The organism is Anabaena sp. PCC 7108 (assembly GCF_000332135.1).
GTDB lineage: Bacteria > Cyanobacteriota > Cyanobacteriia > Cyanobacteriales > Nostocaceae > Anabaena.
The window spans coordinates 4190821-4209954 of record NZ_KB235896.1 but is presented as its reverse complement, the minus strand read 5'-3'; the positions used below and the strand labels follow the sequence as shown (position 1 = coordinate 4209954).

The window sequence follows — 19134 nt, the reverse complement described above, 5'->3', positions numbered from 1 at the left end:
ATGCAGATTCTCAAATCATCCCGAATTATGCAACGCCATTATTTTTAGAACCATCAGGCATAATTGCATCTTGAAAATTAGCACCATTGAGGTTCGCACCCTGAATATTCGCACCTCTGAGGTTCGCACCTTTGAGGTTTGCACCACCAAGATTTGCACCTCGCAAATTAGTCCAACTTAAATCAGTTTCCGTCAAGTTAGCTTCACTCAAGTTAGCTCTAAATAGATATGAACTACCCAAATGTGCCTTAGTTAAATTAGCTTTATACAAATTAGCTTTATAAAGGTAAGCTGCCATTACTTCTGCTTCATATAAGTTCGCTTCACTCAAATCAGCAGCAATTAAATTAGCTTTATACAAATTAGTAAAACACAGGTTACTGCGGATTAATTTGGCATTTCCTAAATCCGCGTCTCGCAAAATAGCATTTTTAAAATCAGCCCCGATCAAATTAGCATCTGTAATCACAGCACCGCTGAGATTTGCTGCACTCAAATCAGCACCAATCAAATTTATATCACTCAAATCAGCCTGTGACAATATTGCACCACTCAAATTAGCAATACTAAAATTAGCTGCACTCAGATTAGCTTCAATTAAAATAGCTTGGTTAAGGTTAGCATTACTCAGATTTGCACCGCTGAAATTGGTTCGCACCAATAAAGCATGACTTAAATCTACCTTGGTTAAATTTACACCTTGGAGATTTGCACCTCGCAAGTTTTCTCCTTGCAGGTTAGCCGCACTCAGATCAAGTTCAATTTGGGGATTTTGCTTTCTCCACTTTAGCCAGGTAACTGCACCTGCTTTGAGTAATCTCAGATGCTCTTGATTTGCCATTTTCGCTCCTTTTATTCCTTGCGCTGCTGGGGATTTTCTCGACCAGGGACGTTTTCAATCGCCGTTAAGGCTCCCGCTGCCCCCGCTAGGATATCCCGTTCGTGTCCACCTAAATACAGCCTTCCAAAACTGCCTACAGCTTGCACTTCCAGGATATTAATTGACGCAGCTTTCTCAGCTTCATTTGCAGCTAACGCAGCGTAAGCAGCAGGTTCAACTTCCAATACATATAGGGTTTGTCCTGCTAACAATAACTGTCCCCGACGGGTGCGGTTAATAAGTTGAGTTTGGTAAGCATCAATATTGCGAATAATTTGGCTAGAAACCACACGGGGTTTGAGACAGTCTTCTTTTTTCACTCCCAGCAGAGCTAAAATTGCTTGTCCGGCGGCTCGTGTTTCCCCTTGGGAACCAGAATGCACTTCTAATAGTCCATATAGCCTTTCCACTACCTGTACTCCCGGACGGACAGAGGCAGATTTGAGGGCGACATCTGTAATTTTATTGATTTCGATACCAGGTGAGATTTCAATCCACAGGGATGTATCCCCAGGTAATGGTAAGAAACCTTGGGCTACTGTTCCCATATATGCGGCGTGTTGAGGTTGCAGATTGTCTAGAAATACGAAACTGCGTAGTTCTATGCCCAAAATTTTGCTCTCCAGTCATGAGGGTAAACGTTTTTTCTATGCAATATTAGAGTTTACATATAAAAGCTACACGAACAAAATAGAATCTCAGTTAAATTAGTCAGGACTTACGCAAAATATCTCTGAAGCCTTCTTTACTTCGTGTCCTTTCCTTCTCCTATCGGAGACGCTGCGCGAACGGAACGCTTCGCGAACGCGCCTTCTCTTCGAGACGCTTTGCGAACGCGGTTCGTTTCTTCCTGATTTTGCGTAAGTCCTGAAGTAATTAAGCGAACATGATATGAAATGGTATGAGGTTTCCCGTTTTTCAAAATGGTGTTTTTGTCTGTAGATACAGATTTTCTCCTAAATGCGGATGATGAAAACTCAATTCTCTGGCGTGCAGATATAGTCTACTGCTCTCAGCACTGCAACCATACAGCTGATCTCCCAAAATCATCATCCCTAATCCTCGCACATCAGCCGCATGAACTCGTAATTGATGGGTGCGTCCTGTCAGAGGGATAAATTCTATCCGGGTATAGTCTCCTTCTTTTTTTATTACCCGGAAACGCGTTAAGCTGGGTTTACCTCGTTCTAAATCAACTGTTTGATAAGGACGATTTTCTGGATTTCCCCACAATGGTAAATCAATTACACCTTCATTAATAATCAGATTACCTGCCAGGATGGCTTCATAAACTTTGTGAATTTGTCTTTTTTGGAATTGTTGATTTAGTTGAGAATAGGTAAATACATCTTTAGCTAATAACAGAATACCAGAAGTTTCTTGATCTAGGCGATGTACTGCCATCAATTCTAGATTATACAAATTACGCAACCGACTCAACACACTATCTTGATTATGAAAATAACGTCCAGGGACAGAAAGTAATCCTGAAGGTTTATTCACAGCAATTAACCATTGGTCTTCATAAATAATTTCTTCTTTACCCTGGGCTGAATGCTGAGATTTTCCTGATAGCAAAAACCCCATTAATGGCTGACACCGTTCTACACAAGCACCATAAAATTCACCTTGTTTTTTATCTTGGACAGAAGAATTTCCCCACCAAAACTCTGCCATTGCTAAAGGTTTTAATCCATGAGTTGCCGCATAATGTAATAATTTAGGAGCGCAACATTCCCCTGTGCCTGTGGGTGTTCCTCCTGGTAGTAGTTGCTGTAAAGATAGAGATTTTCCAGAGAAATTAGTTAGACTATAAGCAGCGTGCATTTGGGTTTGTAATTGGCGAGATAGTTCTTTTCGCTGTTGTTTTAGTTCTCTAATTTTTGTATCTGCTGTATTTATGATTTGCTGTAAAGGCTGCAAAACTTCATTTTGACGACGTTTGAGATATTTGCGCTCAATTCCCTGTTGACGGCTTTCTGCTTCTAGTTGGGCAATAGTTGCGATTGTGATATTTTCGCCGAGTTGTTGACGTTTTTCCTGTCGTTCTCTTTTACTTTGACTATGTTGTAAACTCAATATTTGCAACTGCTGTTTAAATTCAGCAGATAATATTGCATATTTTTCTCTTTCAGGAAGTTGTTTGAGAGTAATTATCTCTTGTTTAATTGCTGCCAACTTTGCTAAAGTTCGCGTTTCTGCTAAGGCAATATCTTCCCGTCCGGGGATTGGTGTCACCCAACCTTCAACCACACTACAACTATTCAATAAACCGGAAAAAGCTTTAATTACTCTTTGTTCGCCATTCGGTAATTCAACTAATAAAATACCATACATTTTACCTTCACGGGAATAAATTTCATTTTGCTGAAGTTGTTGCATTAAACCCTTAGCTATAGCTTCTGCTAAAGGAGTACGAGGAAGTTTCAGCAGTTCCCCCGTTTGCGGACAATTTCCTTCATAGTAATAGCTGGGAGGTGTGGGGAGAATTTCTGTGTTGGGGTTAAGAAACTGCGAAAGTTCATTTAGCATCTTGTTCAACAATGCGACTTATAACTTATTAATATATAAATATATTTGGCGTTGCTGAACCAAAGCCGGGACTGTAAAAAATGTGATATCTAATATCAAGTCCCGTTAATTGCTGCTCAAAAAAACTCGACCCGTCCCCGCGTCCCCCCATCTCCGTGCGGTTCCCTAATGATTAGTATTCGCTCTGATACGATATAATAACTCGCAACAGTCCCTACCCTATGATTACATTGAGAGTAGACACTGCTGCGAAACGTTCAAATATCAACATTGATATTTTCTATTTGTTTAGCAGCTTTATCCCACCGTTTTGCGGAGTTCTCATCTTGCCAATGAGTTCTCAGATTTTCAGCTTTTTTGTGGCATATACGTTCTAGCATCTCTAGAATTGCAGATAGTGTCAACTGATCAACTAACTTTTCTAAAATATTCATGTATTCTTTCATTACACACACCTCCGTAACTTGTACTTTGAGTTGTGGGACTTCTTGAACCGTCTTGGGTTGAATCTCAACACAAGCAGGACAGATTCTCATCAATTTTTGGTGACTTTTATATTATCCACCTCATAAGTTTTGAAATATACACTTCTTCTTGATTCTCTACATTTGTGGATATGTAGAACAATCTGAACAATATAAATAATTAAATGTTGGTTGTTATACCAATTTTATGTAAGGTTGCACATAATTCTTAAATCCATTAATTTATCTGTCTTTATCCGCGTTTATCTGCGTGCATCCGCGTTAAATTATTCTATGCAGCTTCATATTAATCTGGTATTAGGGCTATTATGGGGTATGGGTTTGAGTCTCTGGTCAGGTGCGTCAAATTTAGAAAATCTGTTAATTGTGCCAAATTATCGAGTCTGACGCACCCTACTAATATGCTATGTGCTGTCCCAAAAGCCGACAATCACCAATTATCGTGTATAGTGCGTAATTTCTATAGTTGATAGTTATGGCGGGCAAAATGCCCACCTTAGAAAACTTCTACTTACCCAAAACCTGCTTCAAAGCATCAACTAACCTATCTACACTTTCAGGACGACTATTAAAACCCATCAAACCTACACGCCAAACTTTACCCGCAAGTTCACCTAAACCACCGCCAACTTCAATGTTATGCTCAAGTAATAACTGCTTGGCAACGGCTTTACCATCTACTCCTTCAGGAATGCAAACTGTAGTTAAAGTTGGTAGTCTGTATTCCTTTTCAACGTGCATTTTTAAACCGATTTCTGCCAGGCTTTCCCAAAGATACTCAACATTTTTTTGATGCCGTTGCCAACAATTTGTTAAACCTTCTGCCGCTACTAAACGCAATGCTTCCCGTAAGCCATAATATAAATTAATCGGTGCAGTGTGGTGATATGTACGTTCAGTACCCCAGTATTTCCCTAGCAATAACATATCCAAATACCAGTTGGCAACTTTAGATGGGCGTTTTTGCAACTTCTCCATTGCCCGCGCACTCATGGTAAACGGGGAAGCACCAGGAGAACAACCTAAACCTTTTTGACTGCAACTATAAGCCAAATCAACACCCCATTCATCCAAAAAGATAGGAACACCACCTAAGCTAGTAACAGTATCTACCAATAACAATGTGCCATGTTTACGACACAATTCACCCACTCCTTCCAAGGGTTGACGTGCGCCGGTGGATGTTTCAGCATGAACTAAAGCTAAAATCGTCGGTTTATGGGTTTCTACTGCTGTATTGATTTCATCTAAATTAAAAACTTGTCCCCAAGGCTTGGTGATAGTTCGCACATCTGCACCATATCTTCCTGCCATATCTACTAAGCGATTTCCGAAATAACCTGATACACCAATTAATACTACATCTCCTGGTTCTACGGTATTAGCCAGAGTAGCTTCCATTGCGGCTGTACCCGTACCACTAACGGCGATAGTATGGGGGTTTTCGGTTTGCCATACATAGCGTAGCAGAGATTGAATCTCATCCATCAAGGTTAAAAATGCAGGATCAAGATGACCTATGGGTGTGGTATTCATGGCCTGTAACACCGCCGGATGGGCATTGGAGGGGCCAGGTCCTAGTAGTAGACGATTGGGAATTTCTAAGGGTGAAAGTTGTAGGTGCTGACTATCGTTAATGGCAATTGTGGATGTCATAAATTTATTTGAGACTAAATGGTAACTAATCGCATCATAAAGCGATTTGCTATGCCAGTGCTAGAGGCGATCGCGCACTGAGTGATACCATAAGTTTGATAATTGTTTATCTTTCTATAGGAGGATTAATCCAGATATTTTTTTATATTATGTTTTCAGGAAATTAACTACTGATTATTTATGATGGAATTATCAACATCATTATAAATCAATATTTTTCGTGTTCGTTAAACAAACAAGAAGAGTTTTTTTGGCTTTCATTTTTCTTAGCTTCTTCATACTTATTATTTTACCCCTAGTTAACCCCATGATATTCGCAGGCAACAGACCAAATAATTTAGGTGTTCGAGAAGGTAAATTAGCACTCTGTCCTCCTAGCCCTAACTGTGTTTCTAGTCAGAGTACAGATTCACTCCATCACATTGCACCTCTGAGTTTTACATCCAGCCCAGAACAAGCCTTGACTAATCTAAAAAATCTGATTCTGTCTTTACCTAGAACTAAAATAATTACGGAAACAGAGGATTATTTATATGCAGAATTCAAAAGTGCTTGGATGGGATTTGTAGATGATGTAGAATTCTATCTCGACCATAAATCTAACATCATTCATGTACGTTCCGCTTCCCGCTTAGGTTATGGCGACTTAGGAGTAAATCGCCAACGGATTGAACAAATTCGCGCTAAATTAAATTAACTACAGGTGTGCGAAAATGACCATTTTTAGCAAATCTCTCAGCGAGGACTTGTTGATAAACGCCCTCATAACCATCAGTCATTTTCTGCACACTAAAACATTTTTCTACATACCGCCGACAAGCATAGCGATTTAACTTATTTACTTTGTCAATCGCATTTACACATTCTTGTGTATTATTGCAAAGGAAACCAGTTTCCCCATCAGCAATTACTTCCTCAGTTGAACCCATTCGCATCGCAATTACTGGTGTACCGGCAGCCATTGACTCCACCATTACTAACCCAAACGGTTCTCTCCAAGTGATAGGAAATAAAGTTGCGACAGCACCTCCCATCAAGACATTTTTTTGAGCATGATTAGCTTCACCTAAATACTGAATCTGCTTCCCGTCAATATGTGGTTTAATTTCTCTTTCAAAAAACTCCACATCTACCACATCTACTTTACCTGCCATTTTTAATTGCCAACCAGCTTTTTTAGCAATCTCAATTGCTAAATGTGGACCTTTTTCTGGAGACATTCTTCCTAAAAATGCCAAGTAAGGTTCATCTACTGATTGGGGATAAAACTCATAACTACTCACATCAATGCCATTGTAAACTGTGGTGACATAATTTAATCCTAATCTTCCTTCTCTTTGGGAATCAGAAATACTGATATAGGGCTGGTTTTTACCATATTCAAATATTTTTTCATTATCAGGGGTAAAAATTCCATGCAAGGTGTGAACTGTAGGCGTTTTCACTAGTTCTGTGTATGGTATTGGCATATATCCTACATGAGAGTGAATAATATCAAACTCTTTGGCTCGCTCATATACTAAAGCTAGTTGTAGTGATTCATAAATGCTACAATCTTTGACCGTCTTATCAAGTCTTAAAGCCCGAGGATGAACTGATATTAACTTTGCCAAGGTAACAGAATCCCCTGACGCAAATAATGTAACTTCATGTCCTCGTCGAACTAATTCATCTGTTAATAATCCCACTACTAATTCTATTCCACCATAAGCTGGAGGAGGTACTCTCTCCCACAGTGGCGCAATTTGAGCAATTCTCATGATCAACCTCCTGAAAGGTACGACTGTAAATTAGTGGTGTTTATTTGTTTCATTTAAATTAATGTCCAGCGATTAACCATAGCAGTAAATCACTTAAAACACCAACTATATTGATAAGTGTCTTAGAATCTTATGCTGTTACTTTCATATTTTTTGTCTATCTGAGGTAGGGAAATTATACTCACCTCTAGAGGTAAATTAGCAATTATAAGTTCAGCAACCTAACATTAAATTGCTGAATATTTTGCTCAAAATCAGAACTTATCCCCAAATTAAACAATTTCTATTTATCTCAATTTCTAGGGTAATTTGTCTGTTTATTTTAAGAGGTTGTGGACACAGTTTTAATCTTAGGACTTACGCAAGTGTCACACTAAAAATCTGTTGCAGGGTGCGTCAGATATCAACAATCTGTTTATTTGCAGGATTTATGCAGTCTGACGCACCCTACTAATGTGCCAGTTGCGTAAGTCCTGAATCTATTACTTACCTTGGTGACTAGAAAGATGCCTCCGACACCCTAGGTGAACGCTTCTACAGAGACAAAACCTACGCAGGTGGATAACATCGATACCTTGACTTTGATAATTTATTTATGGTATTAAAAGGTACGATAAAATAGAACTAAATATGAATATATCTAAAACAATCAAAAAACCGCGTGTCTCATGGCAGGCGGTTTTCTCACTAGTCATATTCGTGTTCATGTACCTGCCCATACTGGTATTGGGCTTTTATAGCTTTAACCAATCACCCTACAGTGCAGTATGGAAAGGATTTACGCTGAAATGGTATCAAAAACTATTTAGTGACGATCGCATTTTATCAGCTGTAAATAACAGTTTAATAGTTGCCTTTAGTGCCGTATCGGTTGCTGCTGTATTAGGAACCTTAATGGCTGTAGGTTTAGCCCGCTATGAGTTTCCTGGAAAGAAATTGTATCGCGGTATATCCTATTTACCATTATTAATTCCTGATATTGCGATCGCAGTTGCCACTCTCGTCTGTTTAGCCGCTTTTGCCATTCCCCTCAGCATCTGGACAATCGTAGCCGCCCATATCGTTTTTTGTCTATCCTACATCGGCTTAGTAGTCTCATCCCGACTCAATAATCTCGATCCTCACCTCGAAGAAGCCGCACTAGATTTAGGTGCAACTCCAATTCAAGCCTTCTTCAAAGTTGTCTTACCACAATTAATGCCCGGTATCATATCAGGCTGTTTACTAGCCTTTGTCCTCAGTTTAGATGACTTTCTCATCGCCAGTTTTACCGCAGGTAGCGGTTTCAACACTCTACCTATGGAAATATTTAGCCGCATTAGAACTGGAGTTAAACCTGATATTAATGCTCTTAGCGTCATGTTAATCTCCGTAACTGGAACTGTCGCTGTTATAGCTGAATTAATTCGTGCTGTCGGCGAAAATAAAAATTCAAATAATTCGTAATTATCTCGTTCCCAGTCTCAGGCTGGGAATGTTATCACAGAGTCTCTGACTCTACTCTATTAATCACCAATTACCAATCACTCAAACACTTGACAAGATCCCAAAACTCTTATATTGTTAATATTATAATGGGAATCTGTGCGCCCATGTATATATAGTTATATATTCACCCAAAAATCACTAAACAGTAAATAGGGTGATCACAAATAAAACCTCCCCACAAACATCAATAAATCCACATATTTTCTTCACTTTTATTTCCATAAATTGCCAATGTCAGGACATAGATAGATATCCTTGTTTACTGACCTAAATATCTTTTATTAATTAGATAATATTGGGGACGACTTTGGAAAAGATGCTATCTTCCCCTCAACCATGCAAATTTGCCAAAATCCCAACTGTTCAAACCCCTTCAACCCTGACTACAGTAAATTTTGCATCGTTTGCGGACACGGTACATTTGGACAACACCTCAGAAACCGTTACCGAGTTTTGCGGTTAATCGGAGAAGGTGGGTTTAGCAAAACTTACGCCGCAGAAGATGTAGATAGACTCAACGCACCTTGCGTAATTAAGCAATTTTTCCCTCAAGTTCAGGGAACAGCACAACGTGCAAAAGCAGCCGAATTTTTCAAAGAAGAAGCCTTTAGATTATATGAACTTGGCGAAAATCATTCCCAAATTCCCCGGTTATTAGCTTACTTTGAACAAGGTGCTAGTTTGTATTTAGTTCAGGAATTTATTATTGGTAAAACTCTCCTCCAAGAAGTTCAAGAACAAGCTTATAACGAAACCCAAATTCGCCAACTTTTAGCTGATTTATTACCAGTACTTGATTTTGTTCACCAAAAAAATGTAATTCATCGAGATATCAAACCAGAAAATATTATTCGTCAAAATACAGATAACAAACCTGTATTAATAGACTTTGGTGGTGCAAAACAAGTGACTCACACCAGCATAGCCAGACAAGCTACAGCCATTTATACATTAGGTTATGCACCAACAGAACAAATGGCAGGTTTTGCTTGTCATGCTAGTGATTTATATGCTTTGGGAGTAACTTGTGTCCGGTTATTAACTCAAGATTTACCTATGCAAGATACCTATGGACTTAAAGATCCTCTTTATAATCCCATGAATGCGAAATGGTTATGGAAAGAACGTTTACAAGAAAAAGGGATTACTATTAGTGATGAATTAACAAAAATATTAGATAAATTACTCCAGCATTTTCCTACTGATAGATATCAGTCAGCAACAGAAGTGTTACAGGATTTGAAAGCGGAAAAACCACTTCTAGAAGTTGTAGAAGTTTCCCCTGTTGTCGAAACACCATTACCACCACCTCAAAAAATTATCGTCCCTTCACTACCTTTAGCAACATTTGATTTTGATGTAGTGACAGTCAACACCGCAGGGAAAAAAGTTAGCTATGACAGACTTAGTTCCAAATTCTTTCTAGATGAATTAAATAAAAATATCGCTTTAGAAATGGTCTCCATTCCCGGTGGTACTTTTCTGATGGGTTCATCAAAATATGAAGGTGATGTAGAGGAATGTCCTCAACATCAAGTCAGCATTTCACCATTTTTTATCGGTAAATATCCCATTACACAAGCACAGTGGAAAGCAGTAACAGATTTACCACAAATTGTCCAACCTTTAAACCCCAACCCTTCAAAATTTAAAGGTGCAAATTTACCAATAGAAAACATTTCTTGGTATGAAGCAGTGGAATTTTGTTTGCGGTTATCAATGAAAACAGGACGAAATTACCGTTTACCCAGTGAAGCCGAATGGGAATATGCTTGTCGTGCAGGAACTACCACAGCTTTTCATTTTGGAGAACGCATTACTGCTGATTTAATTAATTGTAGTGGTGGTGATTTTTATTTTGTCCCACCTACAAGTAATGTTCGTAAACAAATTACCAATGTCGGCAGTTTTGATGTGGCCAATTCCTTTGGATTATATGATATGCACGGGTTAGTTTGGGAATGGTGTGCTGATCCTTGGCATAAAAATTATGAAGGCGCACCGACAGATGGTAGGGTGTGGGATGTAGATGGTGATATACATCGTCGGGTTTTGCGTGGTGGTGCGTGGAATTTTAGTGCAGAACTTTGTCGTAGTGCGAGTCGCAGTTGGAATGAAGCAGAAGGTGGTTTGAGAATGTCGGGTTTGCGGGTGGTGTTTTCTGCTGAGGTTTAAATGTCAGAATCAGGATTTACAGGATTTAAGGATTTATAGGATGAAGAAATTAAATATTTCTTGTCAATTCCTCATCCTGTTAATTTCAAAATTCTGTTTTTTAAACTTATGTATGGGTTTTTGTGGGGATATTTACACAAAATGATCCACATAAGCTGTTGTGCAATTTTAAAATGTTATGGAATAGCCTAATTATATCAAACCGTCTGCCTAAGTACGACAATATCCACCATTACACTATGAATCTTGACCAAGTGGCATAAATAATTTAAAAATCGTATTTTTGTTAGAAAATACCGAAATACTAACGTATAATTGACAAAGGTTAAATGACGTTTGGTTTAATTTAATTAATGGTAAAAAAGAAACGACCTAGAGAACATATTATAGCTGATTTAAGCGTTAATCATGTTGAACGATGGGTGTTTTTATGCGGTTATTCAGTAGAGAGAATTGAGCATGATTATGGGTTTGATTTAATTATTTTCACATATAATGTAGATAGTGAGATTGAAAACGGTCAAATTTATTTACAATTAAAGGCTACAGATTCTCTAAGAACACTTGCAGACCAAGAAACTATTGCTTTTAGTCTAGCGCGTTCAGATTTGGAATTATGGCTGTTTGAGCCTATGCCATGTATTCTGATTGTGTATGATGCTCAGTTGGATATAGCCTATTGGTTATACTTACAAGCATATTTTGAAAATTTGTCAGGTTTTGATTTGTTCAATATTGGTGAAAGTGTTACCGTTCACTTGCCTAAAACAAATATACTAAATCAAGAAGCGGTTAAAAAATTTGCCCAATACCGGAATGATATTTTAAAACAGTTAAAGGGAGTGATTCGTCATTATGGTTAGAGATATTCAGTTTACTGACCTAGAACAATTGCTTTTCAAGATAGGTTTTACAAAAGTACCAACAACAGGCTCTCAAAAAGTCTATCAATATCCATCGTCAGGAACTTTGGTCATTTTACCAGCTTACGAACAACAGGCATATCTTCAGCCTGTGCATTTAGTAGCTGTACGTCGAATATTGGTAGAAAATGGTTTAATCAACACCAATGCTTTTGACAGTTTTATAGGAAAAATTGCCAGCTAAAGTATGAAAATATAATAAACAACACCATACCATCACAAAGGGACGGGGCTTGTATCCCATTCTTTTCGGTCATGATCTAACCTAATTGTTATTCTCGCCGCAGCTTTTTTTTATTTTGAACTAAACGCAAAGATAGAATATTGGAGGTTGACAACCACGTTTAAATTTGTTACCATTTAAATGACGAGGAAGAACTATTTAAAATTAAAAATGAATACAAGTTGTTAGGGGTTTAGCATTGCTAAACCCTTAAATTTTGCTTTGTGGTTATAGGTTGGTTAAACCAACTTCAAATCAGGATACTCAGCAAACAAATCATCAGAAGTTAAAGTATCACCTTCAGCTTGGGGAGTCCACAATACTTCAAGTGCTAGAAGTTTTTCACCAGGAAGACTACCAATTTGTCGTAAAGCTTGACTCAATTCTTCAGCGCTATTGATTTGGGGAAGTTCAAATTTACCTAAAGTAGCGGCTAATAAGGTAATGATGAGATATTCTCCAGGTCCTTCACTAATTAGACGAGTGGGGTTATCTACTTCACCTGGTAATTCTTTAGTTAGAACTGATTTTAGCTGATTGTTAACATTAGAAAGAGTTTCTTCGCTAAACTTGCTGCGTTCAGCCAATGACAAGCGGTTAAATTGTGATTCAGCAGCATTTAATTTCACTTGTTGGCTACCACCACCCACATATACCCAATATTCAGGATGACGCAGTAAAGCCAAACTCGTTTCTTGCAAAATTTCTGCTCTTCCTTCTGGAGTATTGGTATCAGCTTTTTCTGCAATTTGGTTAAGTTCGGTTTGTAAACCTCTCGCTTGTGCTAATAAACCAACTTGTAAACGAGTGACAGAAACACCGGGATTGCTGTTGTAGGCTATTTCTTCACCTTCTCCACTGCTAACACGGCGAAAAGTTTGCACTAGGAAATTAGCGATCGCAAAAAAGATTAAAATACCAAACAACCCGCCAAAACCTCCCCCAAAACCCCAAAGAGGAAGTAGGAACGGAAAGCCAAAACCACCACCAGGGTAATATCCTCCACCACCACGAGGTGCGTAGGTGCGTGGTGTGTAAGTCCGGCTAGAAGGCATTCTAAAGGAACCTCCACCAATACGTCCACCACTGCGTGCAGCTAAAGCACCATCAGCATTACCCAGTGCTAAAGCCAGCATTAGACTGAGGACAAAGGAAACTTTTAAGAGAGGTTTGAGGATTTGTTGTATTTTTTTACGCATAATTAGTCTGAAATTTGAGTATTTCTAAGTATTATCTCCCCATTGCTAGGAGACAATAGCCGCAAGCACATCAGTTTGAATTGTTCGGCTATATGTTCAATCTACCGCGTATTATCTTAAGTTGGTAGTGAACAGAGGGGGGATTTCTCGCGTAGATAACCGTACCGCGCAACATCTTTGCAAACACAAAACTTTAGCATCAATTAATTATTCCCTGCGCTGTTCACTGCAATTAAACCAAAAATATTACTTCACAAACTGATACATACCCAGATACTTTTTTTTCTTATAGAGACTCATTTTTTTCCGGATAGGAAAAGAATATTCAGCACATATTGGCAGGGGGTTAAAGTCATCATAACTGCTATAAACACAGATTCAATCAATATAAAAATAACAAGTACTACGTATATCTCTAAGAGGAAATTATCAATATCTGTACAGAGGTAAAATATACGACCTTGTCATTTATGCTATTGATGACAATAGAATCAAAACTCTAAATATCAGGACAAACAATAGGAAACTTTACAATAATATGAACAAACATAAATCATTCTTAGGAAATACAATTTACCGCCCAAAGTATCAAATTTTTAGAGAAATTTTGGCATTTTGGCATAGATTTTGGACATATTTAGGTTAGTCTATTAGTATCAGCTAGATTTAGTAATTTCATCAGCATTATCCGAGAAATTGCTTGAAGCCTACCCGCCATAGAATCTAGTTCAAGTTGATTATGCCAAAAAATCATCCATTAATAGTCAATTGGCAAACAAAAATCAAACTAAGACAATTTTCTTAAGACAATTTTCAAATCAACCTCTCTTCATTATTAATTCTGAATTTTTACAAAATGTAGTATTTACCAGGGTAATTATAACGTTCTTAAATTCTGTAATTTTTGTCAGATACAAATTTTAAAAAGCTGACCCCTGACTACTATATCCAGCCGGATAAGCCATGAGTTTTCAACTCTGCTTATCGCCAATTAATTTGCAAAAAATTAAAACCTATTTCAAGGATCTGAAGTTTATTTAAAACCTAATCATGGAACATATTTCACAACTAGGGACACAATTTAGGGACAATACTGCTTATCCAGATATCCTAGTTATTTCCAGGGTCTTTCGTCCGCAAGAGGCTGTAATTGGGGAATATGTATATAATCGCTGTTTACAAGATCCAGACAGAGTGATTGTATTAGCTGCTGGTTGCTCAGGGGATAAAACATTCGACAAAGCTCAAAATTTTCCAGTTTATCGCTGGCCATATCTAAGCTTTTGTGGCGGTAATTTATTGAGCAATATCTTTAAGCCTTTTTTTAATATTATTTGCTCATTATTACTAGCCATTAAATTATATTTTCGCTATCATTACCGCTACATTGAATGGTGTCATGGTGATGATTTTATAGCCTTGTTAATACTCAGTTATATCTTACCTATCCAATTTTTTATCTACCTCCACGGTAATGACTTAGTTCGTATTGCTCGTAATCCTTTGTGGAGATTTCTATTTAAAATTACTCTAAAACGAGCAGCAGGAATTGTTTGTCATAGTTCCTATATCAGAGATACTTTAAGAACTAAATTTCGCTTAGATACTCCTACTCATGTCATTAACCCAGTAGTCAGACCAGAAAAATTTGGTACTCCCACAAGTCCTAGTCATCTTAATGACTTACGTGTCCGCTTGCGTCAAGTTTACAACATTCCCGAAACCGCAATTGTCATTCTCTCTGTTGGTAATTTGCTTAAGCATAAGAATTTCGACCGAGTTATCGATAATATTCCTTTACTATTAACTATTGGCGTAGATGTTCACTACATAGTTTGTGGTCAAGGTGCTTGTGAACCACAGCTAAAATCTTTATCTCAGCGTTTGCGAGTAGATAAACGAGTACACTTTGCTGGCCATGTACCCGAACGAGAATTAGCTAGTTATTATGCAGCCTGTGATATTTTCGCCATGCTAACTTTAGAGTCAGAAAAAGCGGAAACAATAGATAATTTTGGCATGGTGTATTTAGAAGCAGAATACTTTGGTAAACCTGTAATTGCCTCTCGCTTAGGGAGTATTTTAGATGCAGTTCACCATGAAGAGAATGGATTGTTAGTAAATCCAGATTCTGGCTATGAAGTTTTACAAGCATTTAAGCGCTTATGCAAAGACAAACAACTACGGGAAAAACTTGGTCGTCAAGGACAGGAATTAGCCAAACGCAAAACCTATCACCGTTGGCTATATGCACCTGAATCTCGTTATTCTTGTTTGTTGAATTATTAATCGGTGATTGGTGATTGGTGATTGGTGATTGGTGATTGGTGATTGGTGATTGGTGATTGGTGATTGGTCATTTTCTCCGCGTCCCCGCGTCTCCCCCCCCGCCTTCTATTCTATCCACCACCGACAATTGTTACTACTTCCAAGCGATCGCCATTTTCGATTTTAGTCTCTGACCAAAACTGACGGTGTAAGATTTCCCCATTATATTCCACTGCCACCAACCGAGGATTAAAACCCAACTGTTGAAGTAAATCAGGTAACGACGTTTCAGATACACAACTCTGTGTTTCTCCATTTACTTGCAAAATAATTTTAGAATTCATAGTGCGTAATTCGTAATTCGTAATTGAAAACACGGAAGATGGGAAGACACGGGGACACGGAGACACGGGGACACGGAGATGGGGAGACAGGGAGAAATGACCAATGACCAATCATCTACTTCCGATAAAGTTGGGAAATAAAATACTGTGTGACTAAAGTTGGTTGTTCAGCTTGCATGAGCGATCGCACCACAGCCACTTTTTGCGCTCCTGCATCAATCACATCATGAATATTACTCGTATCTATTCCTCCAATTGCCACCCAGGGAATTGGGCAATTTTTAGCCGCATAGCTGACATATTCTAAACCAGCTGCGGCTTTACCTGCCTTTGTCGGTGTTTCATACACTGGACCTACACCAATATAATCAGCACCTTCCGCAATTGCCCCTTGCATTTCTTGAGGATTTGTGGTGGAACGCCCTATCAAACGCTGCGGACCTAGCAATTTTCTAGCAGTAGCAATGGGGATATCTTGTTGTCCTAAATGTATACCATCAGCATCTACAGCCAAAGCTAAATCTACGCGGTCATTGATAATGAACAAAGCGCCATAATCGTGACATAACTGCCTTAGTTTTTTGGCTTGTTCAAGACGAATTAGATCATCAGCCGTTTTTTCTCGATACTGTAACAGTGTTAAACCACCTTTGAGAGCTGCTTCGACAATCTCGAATAAATTATCTACTGGAGATGTTACCAAATATAAGCGCGATCGCCACAGTGATTGATGACGCTGATAACCCATCAGATTACTTTCCAGGGTATAAACCTGATAACGCATCTGTTTAAAAGCACTCCCCATATTCGGGTCATACAACTTGCCATATTCCTCCAGCACCCTCAGGGCTTCTTGAACACGGCAAAAATTAGCTTGCAACAACGATGTGATATTGGCACGTTGTTCTTCTTGGGGATGGGTTAAATCAGTACCAGCATCACCTGGTGTATCTCGTGCTGCCCTCATTTCTAATGTGTGCCAGTGACCTACCTCTTGACGTAGGTGCTTACAGACTCCAGCTAACTGGGCATCATTTAAGCCAAAGCGACACCATTCCTCGATAATTCTGAGACCCTCACGAGCGCGGTCTAAATTTGCGTCTAAAATGCGATAAACCACTTGCTGTACTTGCTGTTTTTGGCTGTGGGCTTCGACCATTACAACAACTCCGTTGTTAGTCCAATTATCAAACCTTCAGCCTGTTTCATAATAGTTTCATAATATTTGTATCATTAAATATTTACTAACTTATGGGGATGAAAAATAGCCAAATGGTCAAATTATGAGTAATATTATCCACATATTACTGTATGAAAGTATAAAATTTCAGTGTGTGCGCTACAGGAGTTAGTTGAATTTTATGCCTCCCTTTAAATTTTGTCATAACCGTAGAGCAGATATCCTGCCAACAAAGTTAATTGTCTCTCCACTAGGTAGATATTCAGATTTACCTGCCTCGATATTGAATTTAACCTTTGCTTTAGGAATCGTGAGTATAGCACTTTTAAACACAAGTTTTAGCAGTGCCATTGCCCAGATTACCATTTCCGGAGAACAGAAACTTCACAGTGAGAAAACACTTTCTCAGGTTAACGTGCTGTTTGTCAACCCAAGTGCTGGAGATGACAAACTAGGTAATGGTAGCGATCGCGCTCCTTGGCAGACAATTACCCAAGCCTTGAAATTAGCACAGCCTAATAGTCTCATTATCCTCTCTCCGGGTACATATAGTGCTGCCACCGGAGAAGTATTTCCCTTATTCCTCAAACCAGGTGTGGCCATTCAAGGAGACATTCGCAATAAAGGCAAAGATATTAAAATTATTGGCGGTGGAGAATACCTGAGTCGTAGCTTTGGTGGTCAAAACGTTACCATTGTTGGTGCTAACCAAACAAGTTTAACTGGAGTCACAGTCACCAACACAAATACCCGTGGATATGGTTTATGGCTGGAATCAACCAATCTCATAGTCCATGAAAATACATTTACTGCTAATACCCAAGATGGAATTTCCGTCACTGGCAATGCTACACCCACTATTAGCAAAAATTATTTTTACCGCAATGGTGCTAATGGAATCACTATTACTGGTAATTCCCGTCCTGAAATTCTAGAAAATGTCTTTCAACAAACTGGTTTTGGCATTAACATTGCCCAGAATTCCGCTCCCATAATAGCCGGTAATCAAATTCTCAACAACAGATCAGGAATTATTGCCCAAGCAAATACTCGCCCGACTTTACGGAATAATTTAATTGCAGATAGTCAAGAAGATGGATTGGTGGTAATTGCTCAAGCTACACCGGATTTAGGTAACTTCACAGAACCAGGTGGCAATAAATTTCGGAATAATGGTCGCTATGATATTAATGCTAAAGCTGCTAAACAGCTACTCTCTGCCCCAGGCAACAACCTAGCCAAAAACCGGATACTTGGCAATGTAGATATTCAAGCTAGAAGAGCCTCTATAGCCAGGAACTTTCGGTCTAATCCTGTATCGATACAGGAAACACCTCAAGGCAAAGAAATTGTCTTTGCTGCCCCCACAATTACCAAAAATCCTAACCAGTATTTAGCTATGTTGCCTAGTAGCAGCAATACTTTACCAGCTAATGTGCCAACTTCTTTCCCCAAGAACAATTCTCAGATCACTACTTCTGGAGAACAATCAGATACACTGCAATTAAATTATGTGGGAATTGAACCGGGAGTGATTGAGTTTACTGCCCCTCAAGCATCTCCTGCTAACAATTCAATAATAATATCAGCACCCAAAGTTTATGCAACTACTGGCAAGAGTATACGTTACCGTGTCATGGTTCCAGTGATCAATAACCAACAGCGGGAAGTCGTTCTTTCTGTCGTCCCTGATGCTTTTTCTAAAACCTGGCAAGGTAGTAGAGTTATGCAAGTAGGGGTTTTTAGTAGTCAAAATAAAGCCCGCGAAATGATTCAAATTTTGAGTAGTAAAGGTTTAAGAGCGATTATTCAGCCTTTTAACTAATTCGTAATTCGTAATTCGTAATTCGTAATTCGTAATTCGTAATTCGTAATTCGTAATTCGTAATTCGTAATTCGTAATTCGTAATTCGTAATTCGTAATTCGTAATTCGGGAGAGCTAAGTAATTGGACAAAAATATTTACAGTCATTGCGAGCGAAGCGAAGCAATCCCAGCCCTTGCGATTGCGTCATTCCACT

General features: G+C 38.6%; 16 protein-coding genes. 7 read left to right on the top strand and 9 right to left on the bottom strand.

Annotated elements, in window-relative coordinates:
- Window positions 1-25: 25 nt before the first annotated feature.
- The 5 genes from ANA7108_RS0119755 to ANA7108_RS0119735 form a co-directional block, all read right to left on the bottom strand.
- Window positions 26-841 carry a pentapeptide repeat-containing protein gene (locus ANA7108_RS0119755; RefSeq protein ID WP_016952552.1) on the bottom strand — a complete coding sequence of 272 codons (816 nt, stop codon included), beginning with the start codon at window positions 839-841 and terminating at the stop codon, window positions 26-28.
- 11 nt (window positions 842-852) lie between these two features.
- On the bottom strand, window positions 853-1491 hold the full coding sequence (locus ANA7108_RS0119750; protein WP_026104322.1) for a hypothetical protein: 639 nt from the start codon (window positions 1489-1491) through the stop codon (window positions 853-855).
- 307 nt (window positions 1492-1798) lie between these two features.
- Window positions 1799-3412, bottom strand: coding sequence for an RluA family pseudouridine synthase (locus ANA7108_RS0119745; RefSeq protein ID WP_016952550.1), 1614 nt, complete (start codon window positions 3410-3412; stop codon window positions 1799-1801).
- Between the two features lie 257 nt (window positions 3413-3669).
- Complete coding sequence (locus ANA7108_RS0119740; protein WP_026104321.1) at window positions 3670-3858, bottom strand: hypothetical protein; 189 nt, start codon at window positions 3856-3858, stop codon at window positions 3670-3672.
- 546 nt (window positions 3859-4404) lie between these two features.
- Window positions 4405-5553, bottom strand: coding sequence for an alanine--glyoxylate aminotransferase family protein (locus tag ANA7108_RS0119735; RefSeq protein ID WP_016952548.1), 1149 nt, complete (start codon window positions 5551-5553; stop codon window positions 4405-4407).
- Window positions 5554-5860: 307 nt separating this feature from the next.
- Between ANA7108_RS0119735 and ANA7108_RS0119730 the strand changes: the two genes are divergently transcribed.
- Entirely contained in the window at window positions 5861-6250 is a 390-nt protein-coding gene (locus tag ANA7108_RS0119730; protein WP_016952547.1) for a DUF1499 domain-containing protein, read from the top strand.
- Here ANA7108_RS0119730 and ANA7108_RS0119725 read toward each other — a convergent pair.
- On the bottom strand, window positions 6237-7313 hold the full coding sequence (locus ANA7108_RS0119725; RefSeq protein ID WP_016952546.1) for a glycosyltransferase family 4 protein: 1077 nt from the start codon (window positions 7311-7313) through the stop codon (window positions 6237-6239). The two genes, ANA7108_RS0119730 and ANA7108_RS0119725, sit on opposite strands and share 14 nt — an antisense overlap.
- 630 nt (window positions 7314-7943) lie before the next feature.
- Between ANA7108_RS0119725 and ANA7108_RS0119720 the strand changes: the two genes are divergently transcribed.
- From ANA7108_RS0119720 to ANA7108_RS0119705, 4 genes are all read left to right on the top strand, one after another.
- Window positions 7944-8759: an ABC transporter permease gene (locus ANA7108_RS0119720; RefSeq protein ID WP_084776949.1), complete on the top strand. Its 816-nt coding sequence runs from the start codon at window positions 7944-7946 to the stop codon at window positions 8757-8759.
- A gap of 378 nt (window positions 8760-9137) precedes the next feature.
- A complete protein-coding gene (locus tag ANA7108_RS0119715) occupies window positions 9138-10976 on the top strand; it encodes a bifunctional serine/threonine-protein kinase/formylglycine-generating enzyme family protein (protein WP_016952544.1) in 1839 nt (612 codons plus the stop codon).
- A 353-nt stretch (window positions 10977-11329) separates the two neighbouring features.
- Window positions 11330-11839, top strand: coding sequence for a DUF4365 domain-containing protein (locus ANA7108_RS0119710; protein WP_016952543.1), 510 nt, complete (start codon window positions 11330-11332; stop codon window positions 11837-11839).
- Complete coding sequence (locus ANA7108_RS0119705) at window positions 11832-12083, top strand: type II toxin-antitoxin system HicA family toxin (RefSeq protein ID WP_016952542.1); 252 nt, start codon at window positions 11832-11834, stop codon at window positions 12081-12083. The genes ANA7108_RS0119710 and ANA7108_RS0119705 overlap by 8 nt, the downstream gene beginning before the upstream one ends.
- A 278-nt stretch (window positions 12084-12361) precedes the next feature.
- Here the strand turns inward: ANA7108_RS0119705 and ANA7108_RS0119700 are convergent, their stop codons facing one another.
- Window positions 12362-13321, bottom strand: a complete 960-nt coding sequence (locus tag ANA7108_RS0119700) for a DUF1517 domain-containing protein (RefSeq protein WP_016952541.1) — start codon at window positions 13319-13321, stop codon at window positions 12362-12364.
- A gap of 1050 nt (window positions 13322-14371) precedes the next feature.
- On the opposite strand from ANA7108_RS0119700, the gene ANA7108_RS0119695 reads away from it, so the two are divergent.
- Window positions 14372-15610, top strand: a complete 1239-nt coding sequence (locus tag ANA7108_RS0119695) for a glycosyltransferase family 4 protein (protein WP_016952540.1) — start codon at window positions 14372-14374, stop codon at window positions 15608-15610.
- Window positions 15611-15720: 110 nt separating this feature from the next.
- Here ANA7108_RS0119695 and thiS read toward each other — a convergent pair whose 3' ends face one another.
- Both thiS and ANA7108_RS0119685 read right to left on the bottom strand, forming a co-directional pair.
- On the bottom strand, window positions 15721-15933 hold the full coding sequence (gene thiS / locus ANA7108_RS0119690; protein ID WP_016952539.1) for a sulfur carrier protein ThiS: 213 nt from the start codon (window positions 15931-15933) through the stop codon (window positions 15721-15723).
- Window positions 15934-16048: 115 nt separating this feature from the next.
- Window positions 16049-17092: a thiamine phosphate synthase gene (locus ANA7108_RS0119685; protein ID WP_016952538.1), complete on the bottom strand. Its 1044-nt coding sequence runs from the start codon at window positions 17090-17092 to the stop codon at window positions 16049-16051.
- A gap of 202 nt (window positions 17093-17294) precedes the next feature.
- Between ANA7108_RS0119685 and ANA7108_RS0119680 the strand changes: the two genes are divergently transcribed.
- Window positions 17295-18938 (top strand): DUF1565 domain-containing protein, encoded by a 1644-nt coding sequence (locus tag ANA7108_RS0119680; RefSeq protein WP_016952537.1) that lies wholly within the window; start codon window positions 17295-17297, stop codon window positions 18936-18938.
- Window positions 18939-19134: the final 196 nt, after the last annotated feature.